Annotated in this window: 20 protein-coding genes; 15 read left to right on the top strand and 5 right to left on the bottom strand. The window is 54.8% G+C overall.

Annotation, left to right across the window (positions count from 1 at the left end; translation table 11 throughout):
• The first annotated feature begins 282 nt into the window (after positions 1-282).
• The 6 genes from NIZ92_RS08885 to NIZ92_RS08910 all read left to right on the top strand — a co-directional run bounded on the left by NIZ92_RS08885 (position 283) and on the right by NIZ92_RS08910 (position 4,887).
• The gene (locus NIZ92_RS08885) at positions 283-555 is read left to right on the top strand and encodes a phenol hydroxylase subunit (RefSeq protein WP_009454452.1); all 273 of its coding nucleotides are present in this window, start codon (positions 283-285) and stop codon (positions 553-555) included.
• 23 nt (positions 556-578) lie between these two features.
• Positions 579-1,586: an aromatic/alkene monooxygenase hydroxylase subunit beta gene (locus NIZ92_RS08890; protein WP_009454450.1), complete on the top strand. Its 1,008-nt coding sequence runs from the start codon at positions 579-581 to the stop codon at positions 1,584-1,586.
• The gene (locus NIZ92_RS08895; protein WP_003800437.1) at positions 1,586-1,858 is read left to right on the top strand and encodes an MmoB/DmpM family protein; all 273 of its coding nucleotides are present in this window, start codon (positions 1,586-1,588) and stop codon (positions 1,856-1,858) included. The genes NIZ92_RS08890 and NIZ92_RS08895 overlap by 1 nt, the downstream gene beginning before the upstream one ends.
• Positions 1,859-1,876: 18 nt before the next feature.
• Positions 1,877-3,382, top strand: a complete 1,506-nt coding sequence (locus NIZ92_RS08900) for an aromatic/alkene/methane monooxygenase hydroxylase/oxygenase subunit alpha (protein WP_021446663.1) — start codon at positions 1,877-1,879, stop codon at positions 3,380-3,382.
• Between the two features lie 65 nt (positions 3,383-3,447).
• The gene (locus tag NIZ92_RS08905; RefSeq protein WP_035267737.1) at positions 3,448-3,810 is read left to right on the top strand and encodes a phenol hydroxylase subunit P4; all 363 of its coding nucleotides are present in this window, start codon (positions 3,448-3,450) and stop codon (positions 3,808-3,810) included.
• Positions 3,811-3,825: 15 nt separating this feature from the next.
• Positions 3,826-4,887, top strand: a complete 1,062-nt coding sequence (locus NIZ92_RS08910; protein WP_083053607.1) for an NADH:ubiquinone reductase (Na(+)-transporting) subunit F — start codon at positions 3,826-3,828, stop codon at positions 4,885-4,887.
• Positions 4,888-5,117: 230 nt separating this feature from the next.
• On the opposite strand, the gene NIZ92_RS08915 is transcribed toward NIZ92_RS08910, so the two are convergent.
• Positions 5,118-6,056, bottom strand: coding sequence for a LysR family transcriptional regulator (locus NIZ92_RS08915; protein ID WP_026482703.1), 939 nt, complete (start codon positions 6,054-6,056; stop codon positions 5,118-5,120).
• A gap of 453 nt (positions 6,057-6,509) precedes the next feature.
• Here NIZ92_RS08915 and NIZ92_RS08920 point away from each other — a divergent pair, with 453 nt between their 5' ends.
• The 7 genes from NIZ92_RS08920 to NIZ92_RS08950 all read left to right on the top strand — a co-directional run bounded on the left by NIZ92_RS08920 (position 6,510) and on the right by NIZ92_RS08950 (position 14,231).
• Positions 6,510-7,862 carry a Rieske 2Fe-2S domain-containing protein gene (locus NIZ92_RS08920; RefSeq protein WP_115633580.1) on the top strand — a complete coding sequence of 451 codons (1,353 nt, stop codon included), beginning with the start codon at positions 6,510-6,512 and terminating at the stop codon, positions 7,860-7,862.
• 3 nt (positions 7,863-7,865) lie between these two features.
• Positions 7,866-8,354 carry a benzoate 1,2-dioxygenase small subunit gene (gene benB / locus NIZ92_RS08925; RefSeq protein ID WP_009454444.1) on the top strand — a complete coding sequence of 163 codons (489 nt, stop codon included), beginning with the start codon at positions 7,866-7,868 and terminating at the stop codon, positions 8,352-8,354.
• A 15-nt stretch (positions 8,355-8,369) separates the two neighbouring features.
• A complete protein-coding gene (gene benC / locus NIZ92_RS08930; RefSeq protein ID WP_115633581.1) occupies positions 8,370-9,377 on the top strand; it encodes a benzoate 1,2-dioxygenase electron transfer component BenC in 1,008 nt (335 codons plus the stop codon).
• 64 nt (positions 9,378-9,441) lie between these two features.
• Entirely contained in the window at positions 9,442-10,212 is a 771-nt protein-coding gene (locus NIZ92_RS08935; protein ID WP_035267721.1) for a 1,6-dihydroxycyclohexa-2,4-diene-1-carboxylate dehydrogenase, read from the top strand.
• A gap of 70 nt (positions 10,213-10,282) precedes the next feature.
• Positions 10,283-11,617 carry an MFS transporter gene (locus NIZ92_RS08940; protein WP_254003122.1) on the top strand — a complete coding sequence of 445 codons (1,335 nt, stop codon included), beginning with the start codon at positions 10,283-10,285 and terminating at the stop codon, positions 11,615-11,617.
• A gap of 114 nt (positions 11,618-11,731) precedes the next feature.
• A complete protein-coding gene (locus NIZ92_RS08945) occupies positions 11,732-12,352 on the top strand; it encodes a LysE family translocator (RefSeq protein WP_031232112.1) in 621 nt (206 codons plus the stop codon).
• A gap of 841 nt (positions 12,353-13,193) precedes the next feature.
• Positions 13,194-14,231: a LacI family DNA-binding transcriptional regulator gene (locus tag NIZ92_RS08950; RefSeq protein ID WP_254003123.1), complete on the top strand. Its 1,038-nt coding sequence runs from the start codon at positions 13,194-13,196 to the stop codon at positions 14,229-14,231.
• Here NIZ92_RS08950 and NIZ92_RS08955 read toward each other — a convergent pair.
• The 4 genes from NIZ92_RS08955 to NIZ92_RS08970 all read right to left on the bottom strand — a co-directional run bounded on the left by NIZ92_RS08955 (position 14,228) and on the right by NIZ92_RS08970 (position 18,504).
• Positions 14,228-14,932: a sulfite exporter TauE/SafE family protein gene (locus NIZ92_RS08955; RefSeq protein ID WP_247965469.1), complete on the bottom strand. Its 705-nt coding sequence runs from the start codon at positions 14,930-14,932 to the stop codon at positions 14,228-14,230. The genes NIZ92_RS08950 and NIZ92_RS08955 overlap by 4 nt on opposite strands.
• Positions 14,929-16,347 carry an amidohydrolase family protein gene (locus NIZ92_RS08960; protein WP_254003124.1) on the bottom strand — a complete coding sequence of 473 codons (1,419 nt, stop codon included), beginning with the start codon at positions 16,345-16,347 and terminating at the stop codon, positions 14,929-14,931. Before NIZ92_RS08960 ends, NIZ92_RS08955 begins: the two co-directional genes overlap by 4 nt.
• An 11-nt stretch (positions 16,348-16,358) precedes the next feature.
• On the bottom strand, positions 16,359-17,696 hold the full coding sequence (locus NIZ92_RS08965) for a uracil-xanthine permease family protein (RefSeq protein ID WP_254003125.1): 1,338 nt from the start codon (positions 17,694-17,696) through the stop codon (positions 16,359-16,361).
• A gap of 478 nt (positions 17,697-18,174) precedes the next feature.
• A complete protein-coding gene (locus tag NIZ92_RS08970; protein ID WP_026482692.1) occupies positions 18,175-18,504 on the bottom strand; it encodes a DHCW motif cupin fold protein in 330 nt (109 codons plus the stop codon).
• 196 nt (positions 18,505-18,700) lie between these two features.
• Here NIZ92_RS08970 and NIZ92_RS08975 point away from each other — a divergent pair, with 196 nt between their 5' ends.
• Positions 18,701-19,495 (top strand): hypothetical protein, encoded by a 795-nt coding sequence (locus tag NIZ92_RS08975; RefSeq protein ID WP_254003126.1) that lies wholly within the window; start codon positions 18,701-18,703, stop codon positions 19,493-19,495.
• Between the two features lie 146 nt (positions 19,496-19,641).
• Positions 19,642-20,247, top strand: coding sequence for a hypothetical protein (locus NIZ92_RS08980; protein ID WP_052159134.1), 606 nt, complete (start codon positions 19,642-19,644; stop codon positions 20,245-20,247).
• Positions 20,248-20,465: the final 218 nt, after the last annotated feature.

Below are 20,465 nucleotides of genomic sequence, written 5' to 3' on the forward strand. Positions count from 1 at the left end.
CTAGTGACTCAAGGAAAACATAATAGTGTCCAGAGGACGGATAAAACGGATTTTTCTAAGGTTTTACCCTAACTCAGCATTTGATGAAAACGGCGCTAAGCACTTGATCAAATGATCAATTTTCCTGCCGTCACCCCTTCGCAGGCCGCATTCCTTCTAGGCCGGGTTTCAGCTATCTCTTTAATCCTAAAGGGTTAAATCCTTCAAATTTAAAGTTGGCACGCGGTTTGCTATGAACAGGCTGTGGACACTCATGCAACAGCTTGATCAGGAGGAGAACAGATGTCAGACACGAGCTTGCCCACTTTGACAAAGTACGTACGCGTACGCAGTCCGGCCAACGCCCGTTTTGTGGAATTTGATTTTGCCATCGGCCAGCCGGACCTGTTTGTGGAACTGGTCATGCCCCCGGCGGCGTTTGAGCAGTTTTGTCTGCAAAACAATGTCCAGCCCATGAGCGATGAGCAAATGCGGGTCAATGACGAGAACGAAGAGAAATGGCGTTTTGGTTATGACACTTTGGTCGGCAACAGTCGTCAGGCTGAAGCCCAGTAGGTTTTATTCAGGAGAACAAGAGGATGACATTAGAAATTAAAACGGCCAGTTTGCAGCCCGTGCGGCAAACCTTTGCCAACGTGGCCCGCCGCTTTGGCGAAAAACCGGCCACGCGCTACCAGGAAGCCACATACGACGCCCAGGCGACGGCCAACTTCCATTACCGACCCCTGTGGATGCCGGACAAGACCCTGAACGACCCCACACACACCGCCATTCAAATGAAGGACTGGTATGTGTTCCGTGACCCTCGTCAGTTCTACTACGGTGCTTACGTGCAAAACCGTGCCCGCATGCAGGAATCGGCTGAAACCAATTACGGCTTTTTTGAAAAGCGGGAACTGGCTCAGTATCTGAGCGAGGACGTCAAAGCCAAGGTCACCCGCTTGCTGCTGCCTTTGCGTCACATCGAGCAAACCGCCAACCTGAATTTCATGTCCGGCTCGGCTTACGGGTATGGCACCACCATTACCCAAGCCTGTCTCTATGCCGGGATGGACTCGCTGGGTATGGCGCAATACGTCTCCCGTATTGGGCTGCTGATTGATGGCAATAGCGCCGATTCCCTGAGCCAGGCCAAAGAGGCCTGGATGCAGGATGCGGCCTGGCAAGGTCTGCGCGCCTTGTGCGAAAAAACGCTGGTCCAGAAAGACTGGTTTGAACTGCTGTTGGTGCAGTCCTTGCTGATCAATACCGTGGTGCATCAAGTGGTGTATCAGGGTCTGGTCGCGGATCTGGCCAAGGAAGGCGGCCGCGATCTGGATATGCTGCTGGAGTTCATGCTGGAGTGCCATAAAGACCTGTCCAACTGGAGCGATAGCGTCTTCAAGATCGCGGCGGCTGAAAGTGAGGAAAACAAGCAGCAACTGCAAAGCTGGCTGAATCAGTGGCTGCCACAAGTGCAAGCCGCCTTCATGCCGTACATCCAGGCTGCCTTTGCCGACCAGGCGGATCAGGTCTGGGAGCAAGCGCAGGAAACCATTGCCAAACGCGTCACGAAAGCAGGCTTGAGCCTGGGTGGAGAAGCCTGATGACATCCAAGGTTTATATCGGTCTGCAAGACAACGACATGTCGCGCTACATCGTCGAGGCCATCGAAGAAGACAACCCGGACGCCACGGTGATTTATCAGCCAGCCATGATTCGCATTGAGTGCGTGGGCCAGCTGACCGTCAAGCGCGAGACCGTGGAAGAAAAGTATGGGCAGCAGTGGGACATGCAGGAGCTGCATCTGAATCTGATCACCTTGGGTGGCAACGTGGATGAAGATGAAGACCGCTTGTTTTTGCACTGGAACAGCTAAATCAGATAAGGGGGCAACATGGCCACGAAAAAACTAAATATCAAAGACAAATATCGCTATCTGACTCGTGATCTGGACTGGGAATTCAGCTACCAGGATCGCAAGGACGCCTTCCCCTACGAGGAGTTTGAGGGCATCAAGATTACCGATTGGTCCAAATGGGAAGATCCGTTCCGTCTGACAATGGACGCGTACTGGAAATACCAGGCCGAAAAAGAAAAGAAGCTGTACGCCATTTTTGATGCCTTCGCGCAGAACAATGGCCAGATGAATATTTCCGACCCGCGTTACTTGAACGCGATCAAGGTGTTTCTGACCGCGGTGACCCCGCTGGAATACCAGGCTTACCAGGGCTACTCCCATGTGGGACGTCAATTCAGCGGCATCGGCGCACGTATTGCGTGTCAGATGCAGTCGATTGACGAGCTGCGTCACGTCCAGACGCAGGTCCACGCCATGAGCCATTACAACAAGTTTTTCAATGGCTTCCAGGACTGGAGCCATATGCACGACCGGGTCTGGTACCTGTCCGTGCCCAAGTCTTTCTTTGAAGATGCCCGCGCTGCCGGCCCCTTCGAGTTCCTGCTGGCGATCAGCTTCTCCTTCGAGTACGTGCTGACCAACCTGCTGTTCGTGCCCTTCATGTCGGGTGCAGCCTACAACGGCGACATGGCCACGGTGACTTTCGGTTTCAGCTCGCAGTCTGACGAAGCACGCCACATGACACTGGGCCTGGAAGTGATCAAGTTCCTGCTGGAGCAGCACGAAGACAACGTGCCTATCGTTCAGCAGTGGATCGACAAATGGTTCTGGCGCGGTACCCGTCTGCTGTCCGTGGTTGGCATGATGATGGACTACATGCTGCCCAACAAGGTCATGTCCTGGAAAGAAGCCTGGGAAGTCTATTTCGAGCAGGCCGGCGGTGCTCTGTTCAAGGATCTGGCCCGCTACGGCATTCGCATGCCCAAGTACAGCGAAGTGATCGAGAAAGAGAAAGAGCACATCTCGCACCAGGCCTGGTGGATCTTCTACAACTTCGGTCACGCTGCCGGTTTCCACACCTGGATCCCCAGCGACGAGGAACTGGATTGGTTGAGCGCCAAGTACCCCGATACTTTCGACAAGTACTACCGCCCACGCTGGGAAATGGCCAAGAAGATGGAAGCCGAAGGCAAGCGCTTTTACTCCAGCGGACTGCCGCAGCTGTGTCAGGTATGTCAGGTGCCCATGACCTTTACCGACATGGAAAAACCCGACGAAATCACCTACCGCCAAAGCCAGTACAAGGGCGAGCGCTATCACACCTGCTCGGACGGTTGCCGCGACATTTTCGAGCACGAGCCTGAAAAGTACATCCAGGCCTGGCTGCCAGTGAACCAGATCCTGCAAGGTGGCTGCGGTGGCCCCGAGCTGGAGAAGATCCTGAGCGACTACTACCAGTTGAACGTAGGTGTCGACAATATGGACTTCAAGGGTTCGGTGGACGAAGCGCGCTGGAACGAATGGAAAGGAGTGACGGCCTAGTCACGCGAGAAAAAGGGCAGTGCCTCGGTGGGCACTGCCACTACCTATAAAAATTGGAGATCAATATGGCAGTTACTGCAATTACCCCGGACTACCAAGGCTATGCGCGCGACCAGCAGTCGCACTATGGCGACAGCATGTTGCTGTATATCGGCTGGGACGAGCACCTTTTGTTCTGCTCGGCCAAGGCCTTTCTGGTTCAGCCCGACATGACCGTGTCCCAGATGATCCAGCAACTGTTGCCTGCCGGCTTTGCCCAGCATCCTGACTTTGAGCAGATCGAATGGAGCAAGGTGCAATGGAATTTAAATGGCGAGGCTGTTGAACTGAATCCTGACGACACCCTGGGTTCCAAGGGCTTTGATCACAAATCCTTGTTGCGTTTCAAGACCCCGGGCCTGAATGGCTACAAGGGTACGGGCGTATAAGAGGCGGAGGCAGCAATGACGTATCAGGTAACCGTAGAACCCACAGGTGATGTGGTAGAGGTGGAAGATGGACAAACCTTGTTGGACGCTGCGTTGCGACAAGGGGTTTGGTTGCCTTTTGCCTGTGGACATGGCACGTGTGGCACCTGCAAGGTGCAGGTGCTGGAAGGCTATGCAGACGCAGGCGATGCGTCCAGCTTTGCCTTGATGGATTCGGAGCGGGACGAAGGCAAGCTGCTGGCTTGCTGCTGTCTGCCCGAATCCGATATGGTCATCGAGGCTGACGTGGATGTGGACCCGGATTTCCAGGGCCTGCCTGTCGAGGATTATCAGGGCAAGGTCGTCCTGATTGAAGACTTGTCGCCCACGATCAAGCACATCCGTCTGGAGCTGGATCGTCCGATGGCGTTTCAGGCCGGGCAGTACATCAACCTGCATGTGCCGTCCATCGACAGCACCCGTGCTTTCTCCATTGCGAATCCGCCGTCCATGAGCGGCATTATTGATTTGCATGTACGTAAGGTAGAAGGGGGCGCAGGTACGACGTGGCTACACGAGGAACTGGAAGTGGGGCAGTCTTTGGACGTGTCCGGCCCTTACGGCCAATTCTTTGTGCGCAAGTCCGACCCGCAAGGCGCCATTTTCATCGCGGGTGGCTCGGGCCTGTCCAGCCCCGAATCCATGATTATGGACTTGCTGGAAGAGGGCGATACCCGTCCTATTTATCTGTTCCAGGGTGCGCGCAATAAAGCTGAGCTGTATCATGCGGATCATTTCTATCAACTAGCTGAAAAGCACGACAATTTCCACTACATTCCGGCCTTGAATGCGCCTTTGCCGGATGATGCCTGGGAAGGCTTTGTGGGCTTTGTGCATGAAGCCGTGGGGCAGTTCTTTGAGCAGCGTTGCTCGGGTAACAAGGCCTACTTGTGTGGCCCGCCCCCTATGATTGAAGCGGCGATTTCCACCCTGATGCAAAGCCGCCTCTTCGAGCGAGACATTCACATGGAACAATTCCTGACAGCCGCGGATGGCGCAACCGGCAAGGTACGTTCAGCGCTGTTCAAGCGTATCTAAGCGGTTTTAACTGACTGCCGAGCAGACCTTTTTTCAGTGAAAAGGTCTGCGGCTGGTGGTCGTGAACGCCGCATCTATCTGGCCTTGCAAGAAGCGTTAACGACGCTTTGCAGGGCCTTGTTGTATTAGTCGGTGACAGCTTTGCCGTCTGACCGTATCAGCGCAAGCAGGTGAGGCAGAAGGTTTCGCTGCAAGCCTGAGCAGGCCAGTTGCTCATAGGCTTGCAGCCATCAACAGGGTGGCGGCCCGTTACTTAAGGCGCTGTGTCCCGGAATCAGCCAGGGCGGTTTCTCCGCATACATTTCCTCAATAAAGGCATGCATCTGGGCGATGTACCAGGAGTTGTCGTTTTTCCTGTGGCTGAAAATAATGGGCGAAGTCACTTTCTCGTCGTCAATCAGCCGGTAGACCAGATCACTGCGTATTTGTGCGGCTGAAGGAATCAGGCACAAGCCCACGCCGCCCGCGACCAGTCCCATAGCCGTCTGCAACTCCAGTACTTCATGCACTTCGGTGGGAAAGATGGCGTTGTCATGCAGGATATTCAGCACATGATCGGCAAAGCTGGGGCGTGGGGACTTGGGATACACAATAAAGGCGTGATCGGCGATGACCTGCAAAGACACCGGCCCCCGATCCTTGGCCAAGTCAATTTTCGGCGGAATTGCCAGCACCAGGCGCTCTTCACGCAAGACAGTACGGCACACCGCGCTGTCATGAATACGCACACGTCCAAAGGCAATATCAATGCGTCCGGCGCGCAAGGCGGCGATCTGCTGGCTGCTGGTGAGCTCCAGAAAGTGAAAGCGGATATCCGGGTAGGCGTGGCGGAACTTCTGGATCAGGATGGGCAGGCCACCGTACAAGGTGGAAGCTACAAAGCCGATCGACAATTGCGGGCGCTGGTTCAGGCCGACTTCGGTGGTCGCCGCTTTCATGACCTCCACACGATTGAGCAATTGCAGGGATTGCTCGTAAAAAATGCGGCCCGCTTCGGTTAGCTGCAGGGGGCGGCTCTCCCGTGACAGCAGCAAAACATTGAGCTCTTGTTCCAGCAACTGAATCTGTCTGCTGAGTGCAGGTTGGGCAATGTGCAACTGCTCGGCAGCGCGAGTGAAATTGCGCGCTTTGGCGACCGCAACAAAGTAGCGGATTTGTTTCAAGTCCATATGCTTTGCCCGTGGTCCAGGTCCAGAAAATCCGGACCAATATATCACCTATCTCGACCATCCAAGCTTCAAGCATATACCCGACAAGCTCTAGGGTTAACGATAGGTTTTGTTTTTCATGTCCTACAAGCTGCTGATTTTATTGGAAAAAAAACAAACTATAGCATTTTGCTATGGAGCGGGACCGATATTGTATTGGAAGCCTGCTGGAGCAAAGACTGTAATGAACGTCATGCAGAACAGCCCCGAATTTCCTTGTGAAAGTGGGCTGGGCAATATCGGCCCGACGGTGTCCCTATCGGGTTTGATTCAGGCTCAAGGCTAAGCCAGCAATACGCTGCCACGAGTCAGTCCGGTCTCAATCCGGAGCGATTTTTCTTTTCTATCACGCGTACTTGCTATGCCTTCATGGGCATGGGCAGGGACGGCTGCAACTCTCATAAAGGCCACATTATGTCAGTCCTTATGGATAAAACCAAAGATATCAGGCACTTGCTTGATACCGCCCTGGAAGAAAACCAAGAAACAGGCGTGTATCGCTGCCGTCGTGACATCTTCACGAATCCGGATCTGTTCGAGCTGGAGATGAAGCATATTTTTGAAGGTAATTGGGTCTACCTGGCGCATGAAAGCCAGCTGCCCAATGTGAATGATTACTTCACTACCTATATTGGTCGTCAACCCGTGTTTTTGACGCGTGGTAAAGACGGTGGCTTGAATGCCTTTATCAATGCCTGTGCTCACCGCGGCGCCATGTTGTGCCGCCGCAAGCATGGCAATAAAGGCAGCTTTACCTGTCCTTTCCATGGCTGGACCTTCAATAACGCGGGCAAGCTGCTCAAGGTCAAGGACGAGAAAAACACCCAGTATCCCGAGCAGTTCAATACTGAAGGCTCGCACGACTTGAAGCGTGTCGCGCGCTTTGAGAACTATCGCGGCTTCCTGTTTGGCAGCCTGAACCCGGATGTGGTGTCTCTGGACGAGTATCTGGGTGAAACCAAGGTCATCATCGATCAGATCGTGGATCAAGCCCCTGAAGGTCTGGAAGTGCTGCGTGGCAATTCTTCCTATATCTACGATGGCAACTGGAAACTGCAGATGGAAAACGGCGCGGATGGCTACCACGTCAGCAGCGTGCACTGGAATTACTCCGCTACCATGGGTCGCCGAAAAGAGGGCGGCACGCAAGCGGTGGATGCGAACGGCTGGAGCAAGAGCCTGGGTGGCGTGTATGGCTTTGATTACGGTCATATCCTGCTGTGGACCAAAACCATGAATCCAACCGTGCGTCCGGTCTACGAGCATCGCGAGGAGCTGAAGCAGCGTTTGGGCGAGGACCGTGCCGAGTTCATCGTGAATCAGACTCGCAATCTGTGCCTGTACCCGAATGTGTATCTGATGGATCAGTTCTCTACCCAGATTCGGGTAACGCGTCCTATCAGTGTGGACAAGACTGAAGTCACGATCTACTGCTTTGGTCCCAAAGGGGAAAGCGCTGAACAGCGTGCCATCCGTATCCGTCAATACGAAGACTTTTTCAATGTGTCCGGCATGGGAACGGCAGACGATCTGGAGGAATTCCGTGCCTGTCAGGAAGGCTATGCGGGTATTGCGGCGCCCTGGAATGATTTGAGCCGAGGTGCGCCTTTGTGGGTGCACGGGCCGGACGAGAATGCCAAAGCCATGGGCATGAAGCCCTTGATCAGTGGCGGGCGTAGTGAAGATGAAGGCTTGTTTGTCTGCCAGCACGAGTACTGGGCCAAGACCATGAGCCAGGCGTTAAAAGCAGAAAACGGGGAGGCCTGAGCCATGAACGCAACGTATCACTCTATTTGCGCTTTCCTGTATCGCGAAGCCCGCTTGCTGGATGACCGTCAGTGGGATGAATGGCTGGAATGCTATAGCCCCAACGCCCAGTACTGGATGCCTTGCTGGGATGATGATGATCAGTTGACCGAAGATCCGCATAGTGAGATTTCCTTGATCTTCTATCCCAACCGTAACGGTCTGGAGGATCGGGTGTTCCGCATCAAGACCGAGCGCTCCGGTGCCTCCACACCCGAGCCACGTACCGCTCATATGCTCAGCAATATCGAGATTCTGGCCGAGCGCGATGGGCAGGTGGACGTCCGCTACAACTTTTTGACGCTTAACCATCGCTACCGGGTGACGGATCAGTTCTTCGGCACGATTTACCTGACCTTGTCGCCTCAGGAACAGGGCTGGTTGATCGAGCAAAAAAAGGTAGTGCTCAAAAACGACTACATCCGTCAAGTGATTGATGTGTATCACATTTAAAGCCGGGGGTTAGTCGTGAACAGCTATCGTATTGCGCTGAATTTTGAGGACGGTGTCACCCGTTTCGTGGATTGTGGGGAACACGAAAAAGTGCTGGATGCCGCTTATCGCCATCAGATCAATCTGCCTATGGATTGCTCGGACGGGGTGTGCGGCACCTGTAAATGTCAGGCTGAAAGTGGTCAGTATGAGCAGGGCGATGACTATATCGAGGATGCCCTGACGCAAGAGGAAGCGGACAAGGGTTTGGTTCTGACCTGCCAGATGATCCCCAAGTCTGACTGCGTGATTGCTGTGCCGATTTCATCGGGCGTGTGCAAGACGGCCGTGGCCAAGTGGCAGGGGCAAGTCTCGGAATGCCGTCAGTATGAGGATGCGGCGTACGAGCTGAAGATTGATGCGGCCGATGAAGCTTTGCCTTTTCTGCCTGGGCAGTACGTGAATATTACGGTGCCCGGCGGACAGGCGCATCGCTCCTATTCCTTCAGCTCTGCGCCGGGCGAGTCGCGCTTGAGCTTCTTGATCAAGCAGGTTCCGGGCGGTCTGATGAGCTCTTGGCTGGCGGCGCAGCCGCTCGGTCAGCAGGTGGAAATGACGGGGCCTTTGGGGAGCTTTTATCTGCGGCAGGTGACGCGCCCCTTGCTGTTCCTGGCCGGTGGTACAGGTCTGGCTCCGTTCTTGTCCATGCTGGAAGTCCTGGTCAAGCAAGGCTGTACGCAGCCTGTGCATCTGGTCTATGGCGTCACCCGTGATCAGGATCTGGTGATGTTGGCAGAGTTGGAGTCCTTTACTCAGCGTTTGCCCGGCTTTAGCTACACCACCTGCGTGGTGGACCCGCAATCCAGCCATGAGCGCAAAGGCTACGTGACCCAGCATCTGGATCCGGCGCATTGGCATGAAGGGCAGGTGGATGTGTACCTGTGCGGGCCGCCACCCATGGTGGATGCCGTCAGCCAGTTCATTGATGCGCAAGCCCATGCTCCCGCGAATTTCTATTACGAAAAATTCATTACCAGCCAATAAATGTATTCAGACAGCGCCCCTTTGCGGGGCGCCCTGTGTTGGATGACTCCTACAAGGAAAGATCATGACTGCGCCTGTGCGTTTTCATCAAAAAGTGGCCATTGTGACGGGCGCGGCCCAAGGCATTGGCCGTCGTGTTGCCGAGCGCTTGCAGGCTGAAGGAGCCTGGGTACTGGCCGTAGACCGATCCGAGCTGGTGCGGGAACTGGCCAGCGAGGCGGTCCTGACACTGGAAGTGGATCTGGAAACCGTTGAAGGTGCTCAGGCTGCGGCCCAGGCGGCGCTGGATAAATGGGGACGTATTGATATTTTGATCAATAACGTCGGGGGAACGATCTGGACGCGCCCTTACGAGCACTACACACCGGCACAGATCGAGGCCGAGATACGCCGTTCCCTGTTTCCAACCCTGTGGTCCTGTCATGCCGTTTTACCCAGCATGCAGGAGCAGGGTAGTGGTGCCATTGTGAACGTGTCCTCGATTGCCACTCGCAGCATTAACCGCGTGCCGTATGCAGCGGCTAAAGGGGGCGTCAATGCCTTGACCGCCTCATTGGCTTTTGAGAATGCCCAGCGCGGCATTCGGGTCAATGCTGTCTCGCCTGGCGGGACCGAGGCTCCGCCACGGCGTATTCCCCGCAATACCCAGAACCAGGACGATCCCCAGGAAGCGATCTGGTATCAGCAGATTGTGGATCAGACCGTGGCTAGTAGTTTGATGAAGCGTTACGGCAGCCTGGATGAACAGGCCGCCAGCATTTTGTTTTTGGCCTCCGACGAGGCTTCGTATATCACCGGCACTGTCTTGCCAGTAGGAGGCGGCGACCAGGGCTGATCAAACGATGCGCGCGGCTGGTAGAGCGAAGGGCATCAAGACAAAAAACTCCATTTGGGGGAGACAAATCATGAAAACATTAGACGTTAATGAAGTGATTGAGCAGGCGCGCTTCGGGCGCTTTCACTGGATGGTGATGAGCCTGTGCGCCTTGTTGTTGATATTCGATGGCTATGACTTGTTTATTTACGGTGTGGTTTTGCCGGTGCTGATGGACGAGTGGAATTTGACGCCGGTGCAAGCGGGGGCCTTGGGTAGCTACGCCTTGTTTGGCATGATGTTTGGCGCGTTTGTATTTGGGCCGCTGGCAGACAAGATTGGCCGTAAAAAGGGCGTGACGATCTGCTTTGCCTTGTTCAGTCTGGCGACCTTCCTGAATGGCTTTGCGAGCTCACCGACCGAGTTTGGTGTCTACCGCTTTCTGGCCGGCTTGGGCTGTGGCGGCTTGATGCCCAACGCTGTGGCTTTGATGAACGAGTATTCGCCCAAGCGCTCGCGTAGCACCTTGGTCGCCATCATGTTCAGCGGCTATTCATTGGGTGGCTTGTTGTCGGCAGCGATTGGCATCTACATGCTGCCTCGTTTTGGCTGGCAGTCCATGTTTTTCTGTGCAGCCATTCCGTTGTTGCTGCTGCCTTTTATTGTCTGGAAACTGCCGGAGTCACTGGCGTTTCTGATGCGCCAGGGGCAAGAGGAAAAAGCACGCCGCATTGTGCACACCTTGGCCCCTGAAATGGGTGCGTCCCAAGATACCGTCTTGACCTTGCATGAGCAGAAAAAGACGGGTGTGCCCATGCTGGATCTGGTCAAGGAAGGGCGCTTGCTTGGCACCTTGATGATTTGGGTGGCGTTTTTCTGCTGCCTCTTGATGGTCTATGCACTGGGTTCCTGGTTGCCAAAATTGATGGCCAACGCGGGCTATAGCCTGGGTTCCAGCTTGTCCTTCCTGGTGGCCTTGAACCTGGGCGGCATGTTTGGTGCGATTCTGGGTGGTTGGCTGGGGGATCGTTTCAGCTTGCCTAAAGTGGTGGCCTGGTTCTTTCTGGTGTCGGCGGTGTCCATTACCTTGCTAGGTTTCAAGAGCCCGACTCTGGTGCTGTACGTGTTGATCGTGATTGCCGGTGCCACCACCATTGGCACGCAGATCCTGCTGTACGCCAATACGGCGCAGTTCTATCCCTTGTCCATGCGTTCCTCGGGCTTGGGCTGGGCGTCGGGAGTGGGGCGGATCGGTGCGATTGCCGGGCCTTTCCTGGGCGGCACGCTAATGGCGGCCAAGTTGCCCTTGCAGATGAACTTCATGGCCTTTGCCGTGCCGGGTGTCGTGGCAATGCTGGCTTTCCTGATGTTTATGGTGTCCTTGCGTTCATCGCCCAAAGTGGCGCTGAATGCCGTGGCCGGTTGAGAGGGCTGAATTTTAAAGCTGACTGGAGTAAAGTTCATACACACTGTTTTCAATCGACGAATGCCAGCCTTTCAAATTGAATGGCTGGCATTATCTATGGAGCCTGCCGGAATCATGACCGCTAGTAGTCTTTTGCTGTTTCTGCCCGCCTGTTTTGCCCTGAATATGGCCTTCGGACCTAATAATCTGCTGTCCATGACGGTAGGGGCCAAGCAAGGGGTGTCGACTGCCATGGTAGCGGCCATGGGGCGTCTGGTCGCCTTTGCCATCATGATTGTGGTGGCGGCCTTGGGAATGGGAACCTTGTTGATGGTTTCGGAGACGGCCTTTACCGTGGTCAAGCTTGCGGGAGCGGCGTATCTGATCTGGCTGGGTATCAAGGTGCTGCGTGCTAGTAGCAAAACATCAGCAGAGCAAACCGAGGTGAGCAAAAAAGATATCTGGGGCCTGGTGCGCCAGGAGTTCTTTGTGGCTATCGGCAATCCTAAAGCCATTCTGATCTTCACCGCCTTCTTCCCGCAGTTTGTAGATATGAACAACTATTGGGTTAGCTTCATGACACAGGGTGTGATTTTCCTGCTGCTGGAAGTGATCGCGATTGCGGCGTATGCCTATGTAGGCACTCGTTTGTCCGGCGTGATGCAAAATGCGCGTGGTCTGCGTTGGGTGAACCGCATTAGCGGCAGCATGATGATAGGTTTTGGCGTGATCCTGGCCATGGCTCGACGCTCCTGATGTAAGCCCCGATCTGGGGGCGCAAGTCGGAAAATAAAAGGCTCTCCTTGCGAGAGCCTTTTTGATGTTTCTATTTGTACAGGGTAAACACTGAATATGCTATTTAGTGCTTGAAGTTTGTAAATTTTTTGTTAGGATAAAAATTCGTTCTAGGCTTTCTCGATTAAATAAACAGCAGGAGGTTTGGATATGAATGACACGCCCATGAACTGGCCCAGTGATTTTCCGAGCAAACACGATTCAATATAAAACCTCAAAAAAAACGGAGACCGTTAACTAGCCAGGCCGCCCTATGGGCGGCTTTTTCATTGGCGCCTTATTGTTATGATTTTTAGATCGATATGTCTTGAGATTGAGCTGCCCGTTTATTGATAAGATTCAAATTCTGAATTGCTCAGGATTGGAAAGTTTCACTGGGCTACCTGAAATTGGGTTTTATTGCATTTTAATGCATGGAGTGGCTTGGAAAAATACGGAGCGGAAAAAGAATGAATGACATCAAGGCCTTGTTTGCTTTGTGTTTTTCCCTGCTTCCTGCTGTTTGTTCCTGTATCGCCGTCACTTATCCTGGCGATCCCGAAGGAGCCACTGTCGTTTGCAATGGCAGTGCCTATGGCGAGACTCCACTGATAATTAACGGTCTGCTGGAGGGGGCGTCGAAATGTTAGTGTCCCCTTGAGTAGGTATTAACTTGTAATATGGCTCCTGAACGAGCTTGGCCAAACACTCTAGCTAAGATTCTTTGTTTTTAAATTTGGCTGATTCACTGCTTTGCTCTACGTAAACAAGCTCCCAGCGCTATGCTATTTTCCTCTCTCTCCCTTTTCTGATTGATCCAGCCTTGTCACGTTCCTCTGCTACCCCCTCTCGTCGTATCACCATCCGCGATGTCGCCAAGGCGGCAGGGGTGTCTTTGACTACGGTTTCACACGCTTTGAATGACAGAGGGGTGGTGGACCCGTTAACGCGTGCCAAGGTCAAACAGATCGCGGCTGATATGGGCTATAGGCCCAATGTACGAGCGCAGCGCTTGCGTTCGGGGGCGGCCAACAGCATTGCCCTGGTATCGTCCATGCCTTTTGCCGTGTCGGGTGGCGTTTCGCGTCTGGGCTTCATGATGGAAGTGGCGGGCATTGCGGCCGAGGCGGCCATGCGGCGCGGCCTGGCTCTGGTGTTCGTGCCGCCCTTGGAAAATGCCCAGGCCTTTCTGGAAGGTCTGGATATTGATGGGGCGATTCTGTTGGAGCCCATGACGGATGATCCCAATGTGCGCTTGTTGCAAGAGCGTGGCGTGGCCTTGGTGTCGATTGGGCGTCAAGGCGGTAGCGTAGACAGCATTCCCTTTATTGATCTGCAATCGACCGCAACCGCGCATTTGTTATTGAATCACTTGTGGGAGCAAGGACGGCGACGTATCGCCCTGGTGCAAAGCAGTGCCGCACGTGACTCTTACGCCAGCCATAAAAAAGCCTACGAGAATTTCGCTGCTGCGCACGCCATGCCAGTGCGCTATATGCAGGTAGAGGAAAGCTTGGGTGAAGCCGGTGGATTTGATGCCTGCGCCCGGCTTTTAACACAGTATCCTGATACGGATGCCTTATGTGTGCCTGTGGATGCCTTTGCAGTGGGCGCCTTGGCGGCTGTGCAGCAGGCCGGTTTGCGTGTCCCGCAGGATGTAATGATCGCCACCCGTTACGATGGCTTGCGTGCCCGTACCGCAGAACCGGCGTTGACAGCTGTGGATCTTCATCTGGAACAAGTGGCCACCCTGGCGGTAGAACTGCTGTTCGAACATCTATCGGGTGATAAGAGCCGCCTGTCGGCTTTGGGCCCAAAGCCGGAGCTTCGGGCCCGTGCCTCTACACAGCTGGACGATTAAGTCAGCATGACGGCCAGACCGGAGACGGTCGCAAACACCAGAACGCCAATGCGCAAACGGCGTTGATCCAGTTTGTGATGTACGAGGCTGCTCAAGCCCATCCCCAGCAGCAATGCGGGCAGGCACAACACGGCGTAGCTCAGGTGGGACCACTGTAGCGCGCCGGAGATACCCAGCACGGCCAGCGAAATCACTTCCCCCACCAGAAAGCACAAGGCGACTGTCGAGCGCAAGGTGGCGACAGGGGCGTGCTGGTACACCAGAGCCAAAGGCGGGCCACCAATGCCGGTGGCGGTTTCAGTGATGCCGGTGACCAGACCTGTGGCAATAAAGGCCTTCTTGCCGGGCGTGAAGCTTGGAGCCAGTACCGATGCCAGCACGGCCAGCAAGGTACTGATACCGACAAACTGGTTTAACCAGTAAGTCGACAGCACCAGCAAAATCCCCAAACCGGCAAAAGTCCCCGCAAAACGTCCGACGGTGATCCAGCCCGCGCCGCTGCGGTCGATCGCTCCGCGTTCACGCCAGGCAACATAGGCGTTCAGCGGCAGCATCAGGAACAGGAGCGCTCCTGGTATGGCCTCGGGATGAACCAAAGCCAGTACCGGGACTACGATCAGGGCAAAACCCATCCCGCTGGCACCCTGAATAAAGGCACCCGCCAGCACGGCGGCAAAAACAATCAGCAAACCAACAGTCATGCCAAGGCCTTTTCTTGCTTGGCGTGACGAGCCAGGTGCTCGGTGGATGGGGCATGCAGCTTGCGGATATCCGATTGCGCAACCGCATGGCGAGCCAGCTCACGCACTTCTTCCAGCAAGGGCAGGGGATCCCAATCCACAGGCTGGCCTTCCCACAGACGTAGCTTGCCTTGGACAACGACAGCCCGAATCTGATCGCGAGCAGCAATCCGAACCAGTTCCCAAGGCAGATCCCAGGAGGGTGTCATCTCGGGCACTTGCAGATCGACCACGAGGAAGTCGGCTTGGGCGCCCACCCGAATCTGCCCGGTTTGAGCTCCCAGGCCTATGACTTCGGCCCCCCCTCGGGTCGCCATATCCAGCCAGGTCCAACCCGCACCGCAAGAGGAGTCGCCCACCATCATGCCGAAGGCAAAGCGTTGCGCCGCCTCGCCATAATCCATCATGCGAAAGGCATCGCTGCGAGTGCCGTCCGTCCCCATGCCCAAACGTATGCCTTGAACGCGCATGGCTTCGGCAGGAGCGACGGCATTGCCTTTCCAGGCGCTGGCAACCGGGTTGTAGGAAACGGCAGCGTTCAAATCAGCCAGCAGCCGGATTTCGCTGGGGGTAACCAAGGTGGCATGGGCCAGCAAGGAGGCCGAACCCAGGGCACCAATATGAGCCAGGTGCTCGATTGGGCGGCGGCCATGGGCATTCAAGGAGCGCTCCACCGCGACCAAATGCTCGTTGGCATGGGTCTGGAATACACGGCCCGCTTCTTCGCTCATGGAATAGATACGATGCAACATCGCATCACTGGCGGCTTCGGGAATAGAGATAGCCAGTGAAGGGCTGATCAAAGCATGGTGCTCCCATTGCTGAAGGTGGGCCTGGGCGCGAGCCACAATAGGCTCGGCGTCCAATAGTACCGCGCTGTGCTTGTCGTTGCAGATCAGGCCCAGAACACAGCGTATACCTACGTCTGTGGTGGCTTGCACAATCGCGTCCAGATCTTCGGACGATCGCGTGCCAGCGTCGCAAACCGTCGTGAACCCGCCCCGCAAGGCTTCCAGTGCCGACAGCTTGCTGGAGGCATACAGATGGCGAGCGTTCAAGGTGCTTTCCAGCGGCACCCAGACCCGGCGGAAAATTTCCGAAGGTTCGCCATATACCAACGACTTTCCATATGATTGGGTGACGTGATGATGTGCATCGACAAAACCGGGCATCAGCAAATGGCCGGGCAAGCTCAGACGTGGCAGTCCAGGGTGACGAGCGGCTATCTCTTCTACCGTGCCAATATCGCTGAAGCGACCTTCTTCAATCAGGACAGCGTGTCCGCTGACAGGTCCTTGCGGCAGCAAGAGGTGTTCGGGTTCCAGAATGCGGGCCTGAGCCAGGTCGTGGGATTGGAATAAAGATGCGTGATTCATGGCACAGCTCATCAAGAATGTTGAAGGGGGGCGGTTTTGGGCGAGCGCTGGCCGACGTGAATGAATAGGTAGTTCAAAACAGCCGCCGTCAGAGCACCCATAGCAACGCCGTTGGACAAGAGCAATCGCACTTGGGAGGGAAGTTGGTCGTAAATGCCGGGAACGACGATGGGCAGCAAACCGACTGCCAGGGCCGTGGCAACCACATACATGGCGGCATGGCCGCGCAGGTCTACCTTGCGCAACATGTCTATGCCCATGGTGCCGACGATGGCAAAGACCACCAGCCCGGTTGCGCCAATGACAGAGGCAGGAATGACGCTGATCAGCGCGGAGAGCGGCGAGAACACGCCAAACAGAATCAGGAACAGTCCACCGACGGCCGTGACATAGCGGGAGCGCACTTGGGTCGCGCGAATGATGCCGATGTTTTCACCACTGGTAATGATCAGCGAGGTCCCGAAAATACCGCCCAGCAAAGAAGCCAGCCCGTCGCCACGGATCGTATTGGGCACTTGTGCCTGTTGTTCGGCCTCGTTTTCCTTGCCCAGGACCTCATTCAAGGCAATGGTCTGGCCAGTGGCTTCCACCATGGAAATCAAGGTGAACAGCAGCAGCGGCAAAGCGGCGATCAGATCAAAGTTGGGCGGGCCAAAGGGGAAAGGCGATGGCAGGGCCAGCAGTGGGCCACTGCCCACGCCGCTCAAGCTGATGTCGCCCATCAAGGCAGCGGACAAGGCACCCACAATCAAGCCCAGCAAGATAGCCAACTGGCGGCACATGCCTTTGAGCAAACGGGCAAACAGCACCGTAGATGCAATGGTGATCAGGGCCAGCAGCAAATTGTCGGTATTACCGAAATTGGCCGAGCCGGGTGTGCCGGCAATTAATTTGCCGGATATCTGCGCCAGGTTGATGGCAACCAGCAAGAGCATGATGCCGATGACCAGCGAAGGGAAGTAACGCAAAAAGCGTTTGAAGATGGGGACGATCAGAAAGTACAGCAGGGCGGACAGAATCACCGCCCCGGAGGCGGTGGGCAGATCGGTTTGTTGCGCGATCAGAATGAACAGGATGATGGGCGCACCACCGGGCAGCATCACAAAAGGTAGTTTGGCGCCTATACCGGCTGGGCCGAAGGATTGGATCAAGGTGCCTATGCCACAGACCAGAAAGGTGGCGCTCAATAGCTGAGTGGTCAGGGCAGCATCAAAGCCCAGGGCCTTGCTCATTAAGAACACGGCGGCGATAGGGGAGGCGGCCATGACCAGTACGTGTTGCAGCCCGAAGGCAATCATGCGCTGAGGGGAATACAGCTCATCCACTTGCGCAGTGGGGTTGTCTTTCATCAGTGTCTCCTGTGCTGCATTGTCAGGTGCTAAAGAGCCTGCTGCAGTCCTTTAGGTTTTTATCGAATTTATGGGTAAAACGATTTGGTTTTGATTTTATGCTCAACAAAAACGTTTTGGTAGTGTATTTATGCTTAGCTGAAAAGTCGATGCGCAAATCAAATAAGGATTATTTCTGCATGCTGAACTAGTCTGTTGGAGGCAGAGGCAGAGGCAGAGGCAGAGGCAGAGGCAGAGGCAGAGGCAGAGGCAGAGGCAGAGCCGGGCATTGGGCAGCTTGCCTGGCGATCTTATGCAGATGCAGGACGCGGCATGGCGAGGGCCACCGTTACGGGGAGTGAGGCGATCGCTGGTTTAAAAAGCGGGAGGGGCAAACTATGAGGCGTAGATGACAAAAATGAACGTCAGCACAGAGGGATTGTTTACCCTTTAGATAGCCAGTTCCGACCATCTAAAGGGTGTTTTTACGTAACAGGCTTTAATCCACGATGTAGAGTTTGGCGCCCGTCTGGGTGGAAGAACGGTGCGGCTCGGCATTGTCAGCCACATGGTAAGACTGTCCCGGTTCCAGGGTGAAGCGGCGGCCGTCTTCCAGTTCAGTATCCAGCCGGCCTTCCAGACACAGCAACATATGGCCCTTTACGCACCAGTGGTCGGCCAGATAGCCGGGGCTGTATTCCACCATGCGTACGCGAATGGGGCCAAATTGCTGGGTGCGCCACAGGGCCATGCCTGTTTCGCCTTTGTGTTCTGTAGGAGTAATGTCTGACCAGTTAACGGTGCAAAAGGGTAGGTTCTGAATATCCATGCTTGCGGCTCGTGAGGAGGAATGACGTTTATAGTAGGCCTCTTTGTGAGGCTTGGTTTGTTGCCTTACTGATTTCTCCTGATACAGGCAATTTCAATTTAGAAATTTGCTGACGTCACAAACGCAGAGAGATCAGGAATACTCGCGCTCAACAGGGGCTTGTCATGGCACTTGTACTGACAAAAAGGGGAAGCGCATGAGTCTGTCTCAATCAACATTATTCGCACGGCACCGTGGACGGTGGAGCGTGCTGGCCGCTGCCTTGTTGCTATCAGCTTGCAGCAGTGTGCCTCAACAATCAGCACAGCGTGAGGCGGTCTCAGCGGCAGCCCCACAAACGGCCTCGACTTTGGGTACGCAATGGGGAGAAGGGCGTGAGTCACGGGCCTATTCGGTCCAGGCTCAGCGCGTCGAGCCTCTGCGTGATGAGCTGCAATTAGCCTATTCCGATGAACGCAGTATTCGCCAGGCTTTGGGCCAAAATCTGGATGCCCAGCGCAGCATTTTGCTGGATCAAGGCAAGGTGGAATTGTCTGTGCATGATGGGCGCGACGCACCTTTGACAATTTTCAGCAGCATCGGGCAGAAAAACTATCAGCTGGCGGGTAAAGCAGGGGAACGTTACGTCCTGGTCTATACCAATCGCAGCGCTACGCCTTATGAAATCATCACCACGGTAGATGGTCTGGATGTCTTGTCGGGCAAGCCGGGCAGCCGCAGCTATAACGGCTATCTCTTGCAGGCCGGGGCCGTCTTGCGTATCGAGGGCTTTCGTAAAAGTGCTGATGAAGTGGCTGCTTTCCGCTTCTCGGGCAAGGACCGGGCTTACGCGGCGAACACTCTGGCGGGTGACAAACGCAATATCGGTGTGATCGGTACGGTGCTTTACGAAGTGCGCCCGGTGACTCCGGCTCAAGCTGCCGTGCCGTCGCCCAATCCTTTTCCTGCTGACAAAGGCAATGGGCAATACGCGCCTGCGCCGCGTTATTAAGACTTGACCGCTCTCTTTGGCAAAAGAGTAGATGGATTTTGACGAAGGGACGAAAGATATTCACTCAAATAACAGGGCTCTTAGCGGGAAATTACGCGCTTGGAGCCCTGCAATGACTCTGTTAAGGTGTGCCAGGATTAGCCACTTTGCAAGGACAGCGCGTGCCGCCAGAGTTGATCCATCCAGAGCATTTTGTCCACGTACGCATCATCATTGGCATGGTGCTGGGTATCAGCATTTCCAGACTGATCGTAGGCGTCTCTGAATTCATCCAACACCCCAAAGCCAAGCGTGTCTATCCCATTCACTTGGGGTGGGTGCTGTATCTGTTCCTGACGATTATCCATTTTTGGTGGTATGAGTTCAGTCTGGTGAAAGTGCAGGTCTGGTCCTTTCAGCTGTATTTTTTCCTGATTTTGTATACCTGTGTGTTTGCCATCATGGCGTCCTTGCTGTTTCCGTCCAATATGGAGGAATACCGCGGTTTCGAGGATTATTTCCAGACCCGGCGGCGCTCGCTTTACGGCTTTTTCGTGCTGATTCAGCTTATGGACCTGGTCGATACAGCCATTAAAGGAAAAGAGTATTTCTTGTCGCTGGGTATGGAATACCCCTTGCAGCAAGCCGTGTTCATTGTCATGGGCCTGATCGCTATGGTGGTGCCCAGCAAGCGCTATCAGGCGGCCTTGGTGGTGCTGACGATAGTCTATAAAGGGCTGTGGATTTTCCGTTTGTACGATATTTTGAATTGAGTCAGCCGCTCGTTTTTTCGGGTTCTATCTGTCCTTAAAGGCGCAACGGTTTTCTCCGGCTGCGCCCCTTTCGTCTAGCTTGTCCGCATTTCTCTTTAGCTCCTGCCCGGTCAAATGGGGCATGGATAGGCTATAGGGCGGTCAAACATCCGCTTTAGCAGATCTGTCATTAAGGCTGGGCTAGAATCGCTTTTTTTGTTGTGTTCTTGGAGATGGTG

The sequence above is a fragment of the Alcaligenes sp. 1735tsa3 genome (genome assembly GCF_024134565.1).
GTDB classification, from domain to species: Bacteria; Pseudomonadota; Gammaproteobacteria; order Burkholderiales; family Burkholderiaceae_B; genus Alcaligenes; species Alcaligenes phenolicus.